The 15,868-nt window shown below is 68.9% G+C and carries 13 protein-coding genes; 8 read left to right on the top strand and 5 right to left on the bottom strand.

Annotated elements, in window-relative coordinates; translation table 11 throughout:
• Positions 1 to 13: 13 nt before the first annotated feature.
• The 3 genes from HW837_RS37210 (at position 14) to HW837_RS37200 (ending at position 2,795) form a co-directional block, all read left to right on the top strand.
• Positions 14 to 679: a vWA domain-containing protein gene (locus HW837_RS37210; protein WP_045558015.1), complete on the top strand. Its 666-nt coding sequence runs from the start codon at positions 14 to 16 to the stop codon at positions 677 to 679.
• Positions 680 to 1,077: 398 nt separating this feature from the next.
• The gene (locus tag HW837_RS49110) at positions 1,078 to 1,845 is read left to right on the top strand and encodes a protein phosphatase 2C domain-containing protein (protein ID WP_234442535.1); all 768 of its coding nucleotides are present in this window, start codon (positions 1,078 to 1,080) and stop codon (positions 1,843 to 1,845) included.
• Positions 1,842 to 2,795 (top strand): hypothetical protein, encoded by a 954-nt coding sequence (locus HW837_RS37200; protein ID WP_193379998.1) that lies wholly within the window; start codon positions 1,842 to 1,844, stop codon positions 2,793 to 2,795. Before HW837_RS49110 ends, HW837_RS37200 begins: the two co-directional genes overlap by 4 nt.
• A 472-nt stretch (positions 2,796 to 3,267) precedes the next feature.
• Here the strand turns inward: HW837_RS37200 and HW837_RS49750 are convergent, their stop codons facing one another.
• Both HW837_RS49750 and HW837_RS49745 read right to left on the bottom strand, forming a co-directional pair.
• Positions 3,268 to 3,393: a hypothetical protein gene (locus HW837_RS49750; RefSeq protein WP_267887674.1), complete on the bottom strand. Its 126-nt coding sequence runs from the start codon at positions 3,391 to 3,393 to the stop codon at positions 3,268 to 3,270.
• A gap of 132 nt (positions 3,394 to 3,525) precedes the next feature.
• Positions 3,526 to 3,648: a hypothetical protein gene (locus HW837_RS49745; protein WP_267887673.1), complete on the bottom strand. Its 123-nt coding sequence runs from the start codon at positions 3,646 to 3,648 to the stop codon at positions 3,526 to 3,528.
• A gap of 185 nt (positions 3,649 to 3,833) precedes the next feature.
• On the opposite strand from HW837_RS49745, the gene HW837_RS37190 reads away from it, so the two are divergent.
• From HW837_RS37190 to HW837_RS37170, 5 genes are all read left to right on the top strand, one after another.
• Positions 3,834 to 6,251, top strand: coding sequence for an AAA family ATPase (locus tag HW837_RS37190; protein WP_193379999.1), 2,418 nt, complete (start codon positions 3,834 to 3,836; stop codon positions 6,249 to 6,251).
• A complete protein-coding gene (locus HW837_RS37185) occupies positions 6,248 to 6,658 on the top strand; it encodes a hypothetical protein (RefSeq protein WP_045558010.1) in 411 nt (136 codons plus the stop codon). The genes HW837_RS37190 and HW837_RS37185 overlap by 4 nt, the downstream gene beginning before the upstream one ends.
• Before the next feature lie 97 nt (positions 6,659 to 6,755).
• Positions 6,756 to 8,582: a DUF4357 domain-containing protein gene (locus HW837_RS37180; RefSeq protein WP_390623614.1), complete on the top strand. Its 1,827-nt coding sequence runs from the start codon at positions 6,756 to 6,758 to the stop codon at positions 8,580 to 8,582.
• Positions 8,579 to 9,790 carry an McrC family protein gene (locus HW837_RS37175; RefSeq protein ID WP_045558009.1) on the top strand — a complete coding sequence of 404 codons (1,212 nt, stop codon included), beginning with the start codon at positions 8,579 to 8,581 and terminating at the stop codon, positions 9,788 to 9,790. The genes HW837_RS37180 and HW837_RS37175 overlap by 4 nt, the downstream gene beginning before the upstream one ends.
• Positions 9,791 to 9,830: 40 nt before the next feature.
• Positions 9,831 to 11,963, top strand: coding sequence for a UvrD-helicase domain-containing protein (locus HW837_RS37170; RefSeq protein WP_045558070.1), 2,133 nt, complete (start codon positions 9,831 to 9,833; stop codon positions 11,961 to 11,963).
• Positions 11,964 to 11,990: 27 nt separating this feature from the next.
• Here the strand turns inward: HW837_RS37170 and HW837_RS37165 are convergent, their stop codons facing one another.
• From HW837_RS37165 to HW837_RS37155, 3 genes are all read right to left on the bottom strand, one after another.
• A complete protein-coding gene (locus tag HW837_RS37165) occupies positions 11,991 to 13,652 on the bottom strand; it encodes an N-6 DNA methylase (protein WP_193380000.1) in 1,662 nt (553 codons plus the stop codon).
• A 191-nt stretch (positions 13,653 to 13,843) separates the two neighbouring features.
• Complete coding sequence (locus HW837_RS37160) at positions 13,844 to 15,106, bottom strand: tyrosine-type recombinase/integrase (protein ID WP_193382664.1); 1,263 nt, start codon at positions 15,104 to 15,106, stop codon at positions 13,844 to 13,846.
• Between the two features lie 127 nt (positions 15,107 to 15,233).
• Positions 15,234 to 15,512, bottom strand: a complete 279-nt coding sequence (locus HW837_RS37155; RefSeq protein WP_193382665.1) for a helix-turn-helix domain-containing protein — start codon at positions 15,510 to 15,512, stop codon at positions 15,234 to 15,236.
• Positions 15,513 to 15,868: the final 356 nt, after the last annotated feature.

The raw sequence follows: 15,868 nt of genomic DNA, 5'->3' as shown, positions 1-15,868 counted from the left end.
CTCAGGAGAGTCCATGCAGATCCTGCCCTTCTACATGGTGTGCGACGAGTCCGGTTCCATGGCGGGAACCGGGGTCGACGCCATCAACTCGGCCCTTCCCGACCTGCACCACGAGATCAGCACCAATCCGAGCGTCGCGGACAAGACCCGCTTCGCGCTGATCGGGTTCTCCACCCAGGCCTCCGTGCTGCAGCCGCTCGCGGACCTGAGCGAGCTGACGCAGCTGCCTTCTCTCTCGGCTGGCGGCGTGACCTCCTTCGGAGCCGCCTTCACGCTGCTCAAGGACACCATCGAGAAGGATGTCGCGGCACTGAAGGCGGACGGCCACGACGTCTACCGGCCCGTGGTCTTCTTCCTGTCCGACGGCAACCCGACGGACAACGGCTGGCGTACGGCGCTCAAGGAGCTGGAGGCGTTCCGCTACGCCCCGAAGATCATTGCCTTCGGGATCAGCGCCGCCGACGCCGCCATCATCACGGAGGTGGCCAACTTCAAGGCGTTCATCCAGCAGGACGCGTCCATCACCCCGGCCGTTGCGCTCCGGGAGTTCGCCTCCAGTCTCACCCGGTCCATCGTGAGTTCGGCGACCAGTATGTCCGCACAGGGTGGGGACGGGTTCCAGCTGCAGGTCGACGAGCAGGTGCCCGGTTTCACCAGCCTCTCCCTCGACAAGCTGTGAGCGGCGCGGTGAACCACGACGCATCCCACGGCGTGTACGGCGATCCGGGTCATGACCCCCGCCGCACGGGCGGAACCGCTGATTCCGACGGCCTCGACGCGCACATCGCGGGCTTGCCGTACGGCGTCATGGCACCCGAGATCCTTCCCCGGGTGCCCGAGGCCGCAGTGCCAACGGCACCGACGGCCCTCCAGGCACATGAGGTTGCCGTGCCGTTCACGGAGACGGAGACGGAAACCGAGACGGAACCCCTGCGAGGAGTGCCGGCGCACGTCGGCAATCGCCCGCCCAGCTATCCGCCTCATCCACTGGGACGCCCCTCCGTGCGGGACTCGGACCTTTTCGCACCCTTCTCCCCCGTAGTCCTGCTGGACGGGGCCCAGATCGGGAGGCTGACCGTGCGTGCCGCCTCCGTGCGGGGCGACTCCCACAACTGGGAGGGCAGTTGCCGCCAGGACGCCATGGCGGTGACGCGGATCGGCCCACCGGAGGCGGAGCTGCTCCTGCTGGCCGTCGCCGACGGGGTGGGCTCCGCCCTGTACTCACATGTGGGCTCCTACCAGTTCTCGCGCCTCACCGCCGTCTACCTGGACCGGGAGGCCGAGAACATCCACGCGGCCCTGTGCGCCGGCGATGGGGAAGAGCTGCGCGTCCTGGCGACCAAGGCCGTCGCCGGCGCGGCCGCCGAACTGCGCTCCGGGTGGGCACGAGCCGCCCAGCACCAGCCCCGGCCCTATGCCGACCAGGACTACGCCACCACGCTGCACGTCCTCCTGATCCCCACCGACGCGCGCATCCGTGACCGTGTGCTGTTCAGCGTGGGCGACGGCGGCCTGTTCGTCCTGCGTGAGGGCCGCTGGGAGCAGGGGGATCCGGAGGGAGGCGAGGATCTCCTCGACACCCGCACCGAGGCTCTCCCGCACGCCTATCGCAGTGTCAAGGTCACGGTCCTGCGTACCGCGCCCGGCGAGGTTCTTCTGCTGGGCACCGACGGCATCACCAACCCCCTCACCCAGAAGGACCCGGAGTTCGCGCGGCGCCTCGCCGATGCCTGGGGAGGGCCCGAGGTCCCCTCCATGTCCGACTTCCTGTGGCAGGCGCAGACCCGGGCCAAGTCCTACGACGACGACCGGACCGTCATCTGCGTGTGGGAGGAGCAGGGATGAGCGCGCAGGACGGTGCCGACGTCGCCCGCTCGTCGCTCACGCTGGGGAACCGGGTCGGCAGCGGTGGCCAGGGCGAGGTGCACGCCATCGGTGATGGATCACTGCTCTACAAGGAGTACAAGGACCCGTCCAAGGTCAACGGCCATGCTCTCGCGGACCTGGTCTCGTTCCGGCAGGGGCTCGGCCAGGCCGATCAGGGCCGCTTCGACGCGCTGGCCGCTTGGCCGCTGTGCCGGGTGGTCGACGGGGGCCGGACGCTCGGTTTCCTCATGCGGCGGGCCCCGTCCTCCATGACGTGGCGCACCGCGACCGGGACGACGAAACTCCTGGAGTTGCAGTACCTGATCAGGCCTCCGAAAGTGGCCTGGCAGGAGGTGTCGCAGCCGACGCCCGACCAGCGCAGGACTCTCGCCCTGGCCTGCGTCGAGGCCATCGGCTGGTTCCACGACGCCAGTCTGGTGATCGGTGACATCTCGCAGGCCAATGTCCTGTGGTGCCTCAAACCCGAACCCGCCGTCCACTTCCTGGACTGTGACGGCTTCCGCCGGGTGGGGCGAGACGCTGTTCAGGCCCAGGCCGCCACTCCCGACTGGAACGATCCGCTCGCCCCGTCCACCGAGGCGAGCGTCGACACGGACGCCTACAAGACCGCCCTCACCGCGGGGCGCATCCTCGCGCAGGATCCGTACGCCAGACCGGACCAGCAGCTGCGGCCCGTCGCCGGCTGCCTCAACGAGCGTCAGCTCGCCGCGGCGGGAAAGCTCTTCGCCCAGGCCGCGGGCGAGCGCGGAACCCGGCCTCGTCCCAGTGAGTGGCAGACGGCGCTGAGCGACCGGGGCACGATCACCCTCACCGCGGCATCGCCCAGGGCCAGGCCCGCCATCGACCACACGGTCCTCGACGGGTTGCGCGACCGGACGCCGATCAACCTGCGGGCACCGAGGCAGTAGATCGGCCGCAGACCCGACGACAAGGCCCTTGCTGACTCCCTCGGCGCGTGGCGCCCATCCTTCTGTGGTCGCTTGGTGGGCTCAGCCACGCTCCTCGGACTGGGTGAGCTCCGCGCGATACCCCGCGGGCCGTGCGCGGGATGGCTGGGAGCCGCCGCGCTGGGCCAAGTCGCCATCGCCGAGGTGGCATTGATCAACCTCTTCGGCAAGGGCCCGGGCCCGGACATCGTCTTCGGTGTGTCCGCGGCGGTCGCTGCCCTGGGCATCGCCGCCACGTGCGTCACTGAGGCAGCCCACCTGCCTCGATTCCTGGTGGGGGGGCACCACCGTGTTCGCACCCGGGCCGTTGGGAGGCCCTCGCACCTCGCCACCTCGACGGCCGGATCAACCCATGGACATGGGCCGAACACGCCTGGTCTCCAGCGGATGAGGGGGCCACGTCGCGGAGAAAGACCGTGCTCCGGGCTGCGGATCAGGCCGCCGCCGGTTCCCAGCGGTACCCCTCGCGCGTTTCGCCGTACGGACGCAGCAGCGGGTCCAACTCCCTGCGCACGAGTTCGGCGTCCGCCGACGGCAGAGTCAGTGACGCCCGTCGCATGACAGAGCGCTCGTTGAAGACGACCGGCTCGTCCAGAGCCCGTACGGCACTGGCGATCGTCGCCCGGCCGATGACGCGCCCGAGTCACGAGTCGGGTTCCGGAAGCAACCGCGTGTGGTGTAGAGGAGGACCTCATCGCCCTCCCCCAACGCGCGCCGCGTTGGCCCGACCCGCCGGGAAGGCCATCCGCTGCTCGGTGATCACCCAGCTCAGCGCGGCGCGGTCTCCGATGATCAGCGGGTGCGCGGGTGGCATGCGGTCACCTTGGCGTCCCGCTCCCCGGCACTACCCCTCCCCCTCGTGTACACATGTTCGAATCCTCAAAATCCCGCAAGTCTGTTGACATCGCTAACGTGCTCTCATCATGCTCATAGTGCCAACAAGGTGCATCAGCAGCCCGCGTGGCCCCATCCGCCGCGCCCGCACAACGGGATCCGACCATGAGCGATCAGCCCGCCACGCCCCTGCGTGACCTCCTCCTCGACCGCCTCCACCGCTCCGACCTCGCACCTCAGGTACAGGACCTGCTGCGCGAGCTGGTCCCCGACGAGTCGTCCAGGAGCAGCGGAGGGCGGGCCGGACCCGTGCAGCTGCGGTCCATCACCGCGGCCGGCTGGCGCGGCATCGGGCTGCGGACCACCCTGGAACTGCCGCCGGGGCCCGGCCTCGTCGTCGTCGCGGGGCCCAACGGTTCCGGCAAGTCGAGCTTCGCCGAAGCCGCCGAGACCGCCCTGACGGGACGCAACTCGCGGTGGGACGGGAAGCGGGCCACCGACTGGCAGAAGGGCTGGCGGAACCTGCACAGTCCCGATGTCACCCCCGAGGTCTCCGTCGTCCTGTCCGTCGGCGAGCAGGGAGAAGCCGTCACCTTGCGGCGGACCTGGCACGGGCTCAAGGTCGACGACGCGCGCACCAGGGTCGAGGGACCGGACGGCGCGGAGCGGAAGCTGGAGGAGGTCGTCGACGCCGAGGCGCTGGACTTCGCCCGGCCCTTCCTGCCGTACAGCGAACTCGGTTCGATGATCAACGGCACGCTCGGCGGGCTGCACGACGCCTTCTTCAAGCTGCTCGGGCTCGAACTGCTCGCAGAGCTCGACGGCCGGGTCAAGGACGCCGTCAGTGCGTGCAAGCAGACGGTCGATCACGCGGACGCGCTCACCGCACGGCTCCTCGACGATCTGGGCGGGCTCGACGACCCCAGGGCCCGCGAGGCGACGCAGGCGCTGTCGGGGGCCAAGCCCGACCTCGACCGGGTGCGTGCCCTGCTGGCGAACCGTGCCCCGGCCGCCGAGGCCGAGCTGGCCCGACTGCGGCGGCACGCGACTTTGGCCGGGCCGGATCTGGCAGAGGTCGGCGGGGCTGTCTCCCGGCTGCGGGAGGCCGCAGCGGGTGCCGAGGAGGCCCGGCACGGCGGTGCCGAGGAGGCCCGCCGCATGGCCCGGCTGCTGGAGACGGCGATCGAGCACCAGCGGCGCTCCCGGAACACGGACTGCCCGGTCTGCGGAGCGGAGAACCGGCTCGACCGGACATGGGCCGAGCAGGCGCGGGCGGAGGTGGAGCAGCTCCAGGCGGCGGCCACGGAGGCCGAGGCCGCCCGCCAGGAGGTCCTGGTCTCGGTGAGGGCCGGACACGGCCTCGTACAGCCGGTTCCGGTGTGGCTGCGGGGCGAAACCTCCCCGCTCGCGACCGTGTGGCAGGACTGGGCCCTGTGCCGGGACATCACCCATCCCAGGGAACTGGCGGACCGCGTCGAGCGTGCGGCTGCCGCACTGGACGACGCGTGCAGGCAGGTGCGGGAGGAGGCCACCCGGCAGCTCGCCGAGCACGACGGGGCCTGGCAGCCGTTCGCCGTACGGCTCTCCGAGTGGCTCGGCGCGGCGGAGGCGAAGGAGGTCGCAGCCGACCGGGGCAGGCACGCCCGCAAGGCGCGGACCTGGCTGCGGCCGATCATCGACGAGCTGCGGGACGAACGGCTGCGGCCCTTCGCCCAGCGGTCGCAGGAGGTGTGGCAGCGGCTGTGCGAACACAGCAGCGTCACCCTCGGATCCGTCACCCTCGGCGGCACACCCGGCCGGGGCCGGGTCGTCCTCGACGTTTCCGTGGACGACATGTCCGCTCCCGCCTACAGCGTGATGAGCCAGGGCGAGCTGCACTCCCTCGCGCTCTCCCTGTTCCTGCCGCGCGCCACGCACGCCGACAGCCCGTTCGGCTTCCTCGTCATCGACGACCCTGTGCAGTCCATGGATCCCGAGAAGGTCGAGGGACTGGCCCGGGTCCTCGACGCGTGCGCCCGGGACAGGCAGGTGATCGTCTTCACCCACGACACCCGGCTCCAGCAGGCCGTCGCGCACCTCGGCATCAAGGCGACCGTCCTTCGCGTGAGCCGCCAGACCGACTCGGTGGTGGGCGTGGAATCGCTCACCGACCCGGTGGAACAGGCTCTCGCGGAGGCGCGGGCCGTCTCCCTGGACCCCAATCTGCCGCAGGACGTGGCCGATCACGTGCTGCCCGCCATGTGCAGGGTGGCAGTCGAAGCCGCCTGTCTGGAGACCGCGCGGCGCAGGCTCCGCGACGAGCAGGGCCTCGGGCTGCGGGCGATCGAGAAGCGTGTGGAGTCCCTTGACCGCACCAAGTCGTACGTGTCCCTCGCGCTGCTCGGCGACGAACAGCAGCACGCACGTGCGGCCGTCGAGCGACTCCGTCCCGGGGGCTGGACTCTGATCGAGGTCTTCAACTCGGGCGCCCACACCCCTCTGCCGACCGTCGAGGACCGCAAGGATCTCGTCCGCCGGACCAAGGCGCTGGCGACCGCGATCCGGAGCAGCACCGGGGCGCAGAACGCCGGGGGCGCCCGATGAACGTGTCCCCCGAGACCCTCGTGACCGCCGCCGGACGCCTCCTGCTGCCCGCACCCGGCGCTGCGACTCCTCTGAGCCCCGCTCTGCGGGCCCGTGCCGCCGCGGTCCTGCTCCGTATGGCGCTCGACCAGGCTCTGGACGCCTACTGGCAGCGGATCACTCCGTCGATGACACGGATCGGCAGGCACCGGATGCTGTGCCTGGAGTGGTATGCGGGCCACGACACCGCCCGCCGGTGCCGCACCACTTGGTCGGCGCTCAGCGCGGCATGTCACTACCGCGCGTACGAGCTGCCCCCGGCCCCGGCGGAGATCCGCACCCGCTTGCTGGAGGTCACCGCCCTGCTCGCCGCCCTGCGCGACAGACCGGACCCGGCCTCTGTCCCGTCGGCGGAAGACGCCGGATAACACGGACTGCGTCCCGGCACGCCCCGCTCGGGGCGCCCGTTGTCAGCGGCGCCCCCTATCGTTCTGGAGAAATCGCACGGTGCATGGAATGGGGGACATGGTGACCATGACCGACGACGGCACTCCGTACCCGGAGTTCCGGCTGAAGCTGCCGGGCGGCGGCCCCGAGGCGAGAGGCCGGCTGCTGACCGAGAAGGGGACGAACGGCAGCCAGAAGTTCGTCGTCCTGGCCGGGTCGCCGGGACGACCGGAGGTCGTGCCGTCCTTTCCCATCCGCATGCCATCGTCCTACCGGCTCAGGCAGCGGCTGATCGAGGACGACATCTTCGTGGAGTCGGAGACATGGCCCGGCTGGATGGAGCTCGTCGAGGACGTCGAGTGCAATTCGCCGTCGGCAGCAGCCGAGATCCTGGTCGGGCGGAGTGCCAACGGATGGCTGGAATGGAAGACCGCCGACGGACATCCGCTCTCCGACTTCCTCGACCAGGTGTGGTGGGGGCCCAACCGGGCCTGGCTGGTGCGTGGCTCCAACGTCTCCGGCCTCGACCTCGTTCCGCGTCTGTGGCTGCCTGAGCGGCTGGTGACCCTGCGCGCACGTCACCTGCGCCAGGGTGTCGAGCAGGGCATCAGCAAGGACCGGTTGCGCACCGCCGTCGAGGAGGACTACGCCTCCACCGCGACGTACAACCAGAAGGTGCAGCTGGTCGAGGAACTGCACATGTTCCTCTCCCGGATGAGGCCAGGCGACACCATGTGCACCATCTCCGGCGGTCGACTGTACGTCGGCAAGATCACGGGAGATGCCGGGCAGCTCGCCTCCGAGGACGGCAGGTCGGATCTGCGCCGCCCGGTGGACTGGGCGGATGACGGGCACGCGTACGAGGACCTGCCCGAGGCGTTGCAGCAGAAGCTCTCCGCACAACATGACGTCGTCGACCTGACCGCGGTGAAGGATCTCATCGAGGGCCTGGGGATAAGCGACGAGGACCTGATCGAGGAGGCCGAGGCAGCCGATCGGGACCCGAGCGTGGAGATCCCCGCGCTCACCGCACGGCGGGAGCTGGAGCTGCCCGAGCCCACGGACGAGTTGGCCGGCGAGCTGCTCGTGCACGACACCGACTGGCTGCGCGAAGTGCGTGATCTGCTCTGGGACGAACGGCAGTTGGTGCTGTACGGGCCGCCCGGGACCGGCAAGACCTATCTCGCTCTCAAGCTCGCCGAGTTTCTCGGCGGCGGGCCCGAGCAGGTCAAGCTCGTGCAGTTCCATCCCTCGTACGCGTACGAGGACTTCTTCGAGGGTTTCCGGCCGCAGGAGGATCCGCAGACCCGGGAGGTCGCCTTCCGGCTCACCGCGGGGCCCCTGCGTGAACTCGCCGATCTGGCCTCCCGCGAGGGCAACCGGCACATCCCGCACTTCCTGATCATCGACGAGATCAACCGCGCGAACCTGGCAAAGGTCTTCGGAGAGCTGTATTTCCTGCTGGAGTACCGCAACAAGTCCGTCCGGCTGACGTACTCCGGCGACGACTTCGCGCTGCCGCCCAACCTCTTCGTCATCGGCACCATGAACACCGCCGACCGGTCGATCGCCCTCGTCGACGCGGCGATGCGCCGCCGCTTCGCCTTCGTCGAGCTGTCCCCGCGCACCGAGCCGACGAGCGGGCTCCTGCGCCGCTGGCTCACGCGCGAGGGGCGCGACACCGAGCCGGCCGACCTGCTCGACGCGCTCAACTCCCGTATCGACGACGCCGACTTCCGGGTCGGACCCTCGTATCTGATGAAGCGGGGTGTCCACCGGGACGGCGGTCTCGAACGGACGTGGCGGACCAAGATTCTTCCGCTGCTGGAGGAGTACCACTACGGGGAGGGCGTGGACATCGAGAAGCGGTACGGTCTGGCGGCTCTTCGGGAGTCGTCGGGGTGACGCGGGTCATCGAACTCGGCGAGCACACATCGGTTATCGGTGTCGCGCTGCCGGACGCCGTCGGACGAGCACTCGCGGCCGGGGACATCGTGGAGGCGGCTCCTGATCCGTACGTACCGGGGCACTGGTCTCTGCGAGCAGGCAGCAAGGTCGGTGCCGTGGCGGTCGCTGTGCCGGACGGCGGCGGGCCGATCACGGTACGCGTGACTCCCAAGGTTTCCATCGCCCGTTTGTTCTTCCTCCTCGGGTACAGCCTCGACCCGAAGGGCGGACGGCGGGACGGCGAGGTCGATGTCACCGGGCACCGTGAGCTGCTGCCCGCGCTCGCCCACGCCGTGGAACGGCAGGTCGACCGGGCCCTGCGGCAGGGGCTCCTTCAGGGATACCGGGTGACCGAGGAGACGTCCCTGGTCGTCCGGGGCCGCGTCCGCGAGGCCGAGCAGATACGGCGACGGTTCGGAGCGACGCTGCCGGTGGAGGTGGAGTACGACGAGTTCACCACGGACATCGCGGAGAACCGCCTGCTGCGTACAGCCGTCGAGCGCCTCCTGCGGCTGCCCGGCGTCCCCCACGATGTGCGTCGCGGGCTGCTCCACCAGCGTGCCCGCCTGGCCGATGTCACGGTGATCGTGCGTGGCAGGCCGTTGCCCGCCTGGCAGCCGAGCCGGCTCAACTCGCGCTACCAACATGCCCTCCGTCTCGCCCGTACGGTGCTGGAGAACGCCTCCGTCGAACACGCGCCCGGCGGGCTGCACGTCGACAGTTTCCTGTTCGACATGAACAAGCTGTTCGAGGACTTCGTGACGGTGGCTCTTCGGGAGGCCTGCCGTGCCCTCGGGCACTCGGCGCGACTGCAGGATCCGCATCACCTCGACGAGGCGGCCGCGATCCGCATGAAGCCCGATTTCGTGCTGTACGAGCCCGGCGGTGCCCCGTGTGCCGTGGTGGACGCCAAGTACAAGGCCGAGAAGCGGGACGGATTCCCGGACGCCGACCTCTACCAGATGCTCGCCTACTGCACCGCCCTGGGCCTGCGCGAAGGCCACCTCGTGTACGCCAAGGGCAACGCGCCACACGCCGCCCACACGGTGCGGCACGCGGGCATCGTCATCCACCAGCACGCCCTCGACCTCGATCAGCAACCCTCCGGATTGCTCGCGGACGTGGAGAAGATGGCCGCACTGCTGGTGAACACTCCGCGCGTATGATCGACTGCGGAGTGTCCGTTCAGGGTGGGGAGTGCGCCTCGTGCCACAGCTCGCGTTCGCCAACAGCTTCTGGGAGAGCTACGACGTCCTTCAGAGGCCCGTCAAAGCGGGCGTACGCAAGGCGATGCAGAAGTTTCAGCAGCTCACCGTTCCCGAACTGCAGGCGGACAAGGGACTGCACCTGGAGTCCGTCGAGAACGCCCGCGATCCACGCATGCGGACCATCCGCATCAACGACTTCTGGCGGGGTGTCGTCCTCGCACCGGATGACGGCAGTGATGTCTTCCTGCTCGTCAACGTCGTCCCCCACGACGATGCCTACACCTGGGCCGCGAAGCGGCTGTACACGACGAACTCGGCCACGCGGGCGCTGGAGGTCCGCAACGTCGCGGCGATCGAGCAACTGACTCCCGCACTGGAATCGGCGGCGGCCGCCGCCGATTCGCTGCTCTTCGTGAAGTACTCCGACACGGTGCTGCGGGAACTCGGCATCGATGAACAGATACTTCGGGCGGTACGGACCATCGTCGACGAAGCGCAGCTGCGAGCCTTCGAGACGCTGCTGCCGGAGGACCAGTGCGAGGTACTGCAGTATCTGGCCGAGGGGTTCAGTCCCGAAGAGGTGTACCGAGACGTCGTCGCCCTCCGGCGGCCCGTCGACGCGGGGCCGGACCCGGATGAGAGCCTGGCCGTCGTCATCGCCAACACCACGAGCCGCATCACTCTGGTCACAGGCCCTGAGGAACTGGCCGACATCCTGGAAAAGCCGTTCGCGGCCTGGCGGGTGTTCCTGCACCCCTCGCAACGCCGAGCCGCCTACCGGGTTTCGTACGGCGGCCCGGTTCAGGTGACCGGCGGCCCAGGGACCGGCAAGACGGTCGCGGCGCTGCACAGGGTCAAGCACCTGCTCACGCGCTCCCCCGACTCCCGCGTCCTGCTCACCACCTTCACCAACGCCCTGGCCGCGTCGTTGCGGGAGAACCTCTCCATTCTCCTGAACGACGAGTCGCAGCTCACCCGTGTCGAGGTCACGACGGTCAACGCCTACGCGCACGGCCTTGTGACCCGTCTCGACGGCCGCGCGCCCTCCCCGATCAGCGACCGGGAGGAGCGGCAGGTGTGGCAGCGGGTCGTCAAGAAGCTCGACCTGCCGTGGCCGGAGCAGTTCCTGGCCCAGGAGTACCGCCATGTCGTCCTCGCCCAGAATCTGCGCACCCTGAACGACTACCGCGCGGCCTCACGGCGCGGTCGCGGCAGCGCACTGTCGCCCACCAGGCGGGAGCAGTTGTGGCCGGCCGTCGAGTTGTTCGAGTCCATGCTGCGCGAGCAGAAGACCACCACCCACCTCAAGGTGTGCGCCCGAGCGGCAGAACTGCTGGCCGCTTCCTCCCCCACGCACGACCACGTCGTCGTCGACGAGGCGCAGGATCTGCACCCCGCGCAGTGGCGCGTCCTGCGCGGCGCGGTGGCGGCCGGCAACGACGACCTGTTCATCACCGGCGATCCGCACCAGCGCATCTACGACACCAAGGTCTCACTCGGTTCACTCGGCATCCCGGTGGTCGGGCGCACGCACCGTCTGCGCATCAACTACCGCAGCACGGAAGAGATCCTCGCCTGGTCGACCGGCATCCTCACTCCGGTGTCGGTCGACGACCTCGGCGGCGAGGGCAGCGACACCCTGGCCGGTTACCGATCCCTCCTGCACGGCCGCAGACCGCACGTGGACGGATACACCTCGGAGCAGGCGGAGACAGCGGCGCTTGTCGAGCGCGTCGAGGAGTGGATCGCGCAAGGGATCCGACCGTCCGAGATCGGCGTGTGCGCTCGCTTCAACGTGCTCCTCGACAAGGCATACGACAAGCTGGCCGCGGCCCGGGTGCCGGTAGCCCGGATCAGAGACGATCCCGCGCCGGACACGGACGGCGTACGACTGGCCACCATGCACGCCATGAAAGGCCTGGAGTTCCGCTGCGTGGCGGTGCTCGGTGCATCCGCGAGCGCGTTTCCCTTCGCCCGCGAAGTGACGTCGGCATCGGTGGACGCACTGCAGCACGACTCAGACTTGCTCCGGGAGCGGTGTCTGCTGTTCGTGGCCTGCACCCGGGCACGAGAGGCGTTGACGGTGTCGTGGAGCGGGGTAGCCAGTCCATTCGTTCCTCAGACGAAGTGACGCACCGTCCGGCAAGCTGCCCAGATGTCACCCTTCAGGTGCGAGCGCCCCGTTTCCGAGGCCGTCCCTTGCAAGTGCAGTCGCTTCCCTACTGAGTTCAGCCACCCGTCGCACCCGTTCCTCGAACTCCTGTAGCGCACGGAACGCAGCCCCGTAGCGGCGCTGCTCGGCGATGTCCATCTGCGGGATGCGGGCACCTTTGCCGTCGAGCCGGTAAGTACCGCTGGCACTCGTGGACCGCCGGGTGTTCGCCGCGCTGCGCAGAAATCCCTGGAGGTAGTCGGTGTCGAGCTGATCGCTCACCGAGATCGGCTCGGGATCGCCGTATTCGACGAGCCCGGCACGTGCGAGGTCGGCGACACTGACGGATGGTCCGTCCAAGGCACTCGGACCGGCGCTCGCCATCAGGGCCGGCAGAAGAGCAACCAGCTGCTCCAACTGCTCGGCCAGTTCTTGCCGCAGGACCCGGTACTCGGTCGCGTAGTCGCGGCGAGACTCCTGGACATGACGGCCGGGAGTGAGATCCACAGCGTCGTCCAGGAGGTCGACCAAAGGCACATCCGCAATCTGATCGGGGCTCGGCTCCAGCGGGCTGTCCGGATCGTTCGCCGTCAGGTTGACCATGCGCACCTTGGCGCCGACATCATCCCCGAACCGAGGGCGACGCAGGTGCCAGAGGTGTACGGGGAGCGCGTGCGAGGCAGCGCTTCCGGCCGGGAGCGCGATGATGCGGGTGAGGATGCCACGTCGCACGAGCTCGGCCCGGATACGACGGCCGGCCTTGCGGTACGCGACTGAGGCGGGCATGACCATCAGGACGCGGCCGCCTGGCGCGGTGTGCGCGTAGGCGTGTTGCAGCCAGGCGAGTTCTGCTTCGGCGCGCGAGGGCGTGCCGAACTCCCACCGGGGGTCGAGAAGCAGCTCCTCGCGCCCCCAGTCGGTGGAACCGACAGGGGGATCGCAGACGACGAGATCGGCTTTCAGGTTCGGCCAGTGATCGTCGCGCAGAGAATCCCCGGAGCCGATGTCGACTCCTGGGAATCCCATGAGATCAGCTCTCAGCTGCGTGAATCGAGCACTGCGGGCATCGACTTCCTGACCGCGCCGAGTCACCCCGCTCTTCGGGCCCACTGTCAACAGGAGTGTTCCGATACCGCACGCGGGGTCGAACAGGGTCGCGGCAGCGGGTACCTCTCCGGCGAAATGCCGCACCGCGTGGACGATGCGCGGTGACGTGACCTGGTCAGACCCGGCCCGGCGCACGGAGTCGGTGAAGCGTCCGGTGAGCGCGCTCACCACGTCACCCGGTGAGGCACTGTCTTTGAGCTGCAGCGCCAGCCGAACGGCATCCGTCGGCAGAGCATCGGGGGCCCGACCTCCGCTGTCGGCCAGCAGTTGGGCGACATCGGTGAGTCCACCGATCATGTCGTCACCGTAGGCCGCTCGCAGGGCCTGCCACAGTTGCACTTCGGCAGAGATGTCTTGGCCCTTGTGCTGCCTGTCCAGCCATGCCTGTACTGCGGTCAAGTCGAACAGGGGACTGCTCGTACCGCCACCCGCGGGGGCTGGGAAATCCTCGTACCGCCTCCTCCAGTTGGAGACGGCAGCCCGCGTGACGCCTGCGAGGCGGGCGATCTCGGAGCCGGTGACAAGTGATCCGCCGGCTGACGGGGCGGGGTGGTCTGCCATGCAGGTCACCGTACACGGGCCCTAGCACACCATCAAGCAGCCGCGCACGTTGACAACGTACACACGGGGCGGCGTATTGAGCGGCAGACGAGTCGGGCTGTACGCCGGGTTCTGTTCCACTCAGGGAGCGATCACGCTCTGACCTGCATGTTTGCGGGGATCCGGCGGCTGATCCAGCCCTCTGGGACTTCTCAGGGACTTTCGGCCGAGTCCGTAAACCACGCCTCGATGGCGGACAGTCCCCGGGCGCCGGCCTGCGGCATGAAGTGCGTGTACGTCCGGAGCGTGAACGCTGGGTCGGAGTGCCCCATCCACTTCGCGAGCGAGACGATCGACTCACCGGCTTCGAGCATCACCGAGGCGTACGTATGGCGCAAGACGTGGAAGCCGTGCTCGCGGCTCGGCTCCCACACGCGCGACGGCTTCTCGCCCGGCTGCCGCTTGGGCAGCGGCGGGATGACTCCCGCACCCGCGAGCGCGGGCTTCCACGCCTTGGTGTTCCAGGTGGTGCGGTTGATCGCGCCGCGCCGCCCGGTGTAGACCAGCAGCGGAACGGTCACCTTACGCCGGTCCTCGCGTGCGAGGTCGGGCTCCTCGGGATCCAGCCACGGCAGGGTCACGTCGATCGGCTCGAAGTGCTCCTGGTGCGCGAGGAGCCGCTTCGCGAGCACCTTCGGCAAGGGCGCGTCGCGCTCCTTGCCACCCTTGGGCGGGCCGAAGTACAGCTGCGACTTGTACATGAGGATCTGCCGCTCTACGTGCACGGAGTCGCCGCGGATGTCGCCGGGGCTGAAGCCGAACACCTCACCCTGCCGGAGTCCACACCCGACCCCGAGGTCGAGCGCGATCTGGTAGCGGTCGGCCAGCGCCTCCCGTACCGCGTCCACACGATCCTGTTGCCAGGCCCGAGCCTTGCGCTCCGGCTTCTTCGGCGGCTTGATCGAGCTGCTGCCCTTGCACGGGTTGCGGTACAGCCGCCTGTCCTCGACCGCGGCTTGCATGATCGCTTTGAGGTACACCCAGGCGACATAGGCAGTGCTCGAAGCCACCGCCCGCTGCACATCGGCCGACCACTTGCGCAACTCCGCGACGCCGATGTCCTTGAGCGCCAGCTCCCCGAGCTGCGGCAGCACCTGCCCCCAGATCCGGTGCCTCATGCTCTCCAGCGTCTGGGCGGGATGCACCTGGGATGGCCACCAGTGCTTCTCGACGTACTCACGAAGGCTGATCGCACCATCGCGGGCGTCGACGAAGTCCCCTCGACGCGAGTCGGTCTGCGTCTCGGCCAGCCACGCCTTGGCATCCGCGACCGTACCGAAGGACCGGTCACGGACCCCCGGTATCCCCTTGACGCGGTAGCGCGTGCACTTGCCCCACAGCGTGGTGCGCTCGCGCTTGCCCGTTTCCTTGTTCGGCCGCTTCTTGAGCCACCGGTCCTCGATGTAACCCGCCATTCGCGCCTTCTCCTCGGCCTGGTCATGGTTCCCTCGGCGCGACTTGCGTCGCGATCAGACACACAGACGATCTCCGTGCGCATGAAATTCCGAGTGCTACTGAACTCCTCGGAACCGTTCTCCCAGGTCAATCAGCCGGACGTCGTTCGCGCTGCTGCGGCGCTTTGTTCAGCGGGTTGAGAGCCGGATTCGACCGTGAGTCCGCCTGCTGCTGCTCGCTGAGCCACGCGTCGAGGAGGTCCCGGCGGTACATGACCCTCCCGCCGGGCCCCATCCGGAAGCTGGGCGGCCCTTGCCGGCGGTGCCGCCAGACATAGAGGGTGTTCACCGAGATGCCCATGTACTTCGCAGCGTCCTGAACATTCAGGAACGCAGCCTCAACGCCAGACTTGGACTGGTTACGCATCGCGTGTCTCCGGGGTAAGCGCTGCAGAAGCAGCGGACGTTCCGTCCTCTCGCCTACCGCGCGGCGAAGCCGCGCGGACAAATGCTGGCGAGCAGGATCAGCATCCGGAGAATGAGCGATTTGGTGTGGCTGTCCTGCGGTGATAGAGCAATGCATGCAGCCATCAGCTGCTCACGTTCGAGACTTCGGGACTTGCGCCAACAGACGTACATACCCGTCTCAGTGAGGCTGCTCAGTCGGCCTCGGCGCTGTAGGACGAGCAATGCTCAAGACCTGTGGATCAGCCCCGGGCGGAACGCGGAAGGCGTACCTTCCCGAATGATCCTGTGATGGTCACCGAGTAGGCCCGCGTTCGC

Origin of the sequence: Streptomyces caniscabiei (assembly GCF_014930365.1) — a bacterium.
Classification (GTDB): Bacteria; Actinomycetota; Actinomycetes; order Streptomycetales; family Streptomycetaceae; genus Streptomyces; species Streptomyces caniscabiei.
The sequence above is the reverse complement of the archived record's forward strand: the minus strand, read 5'-3'. Positions and strand labels throughout refer to the sequence as shown.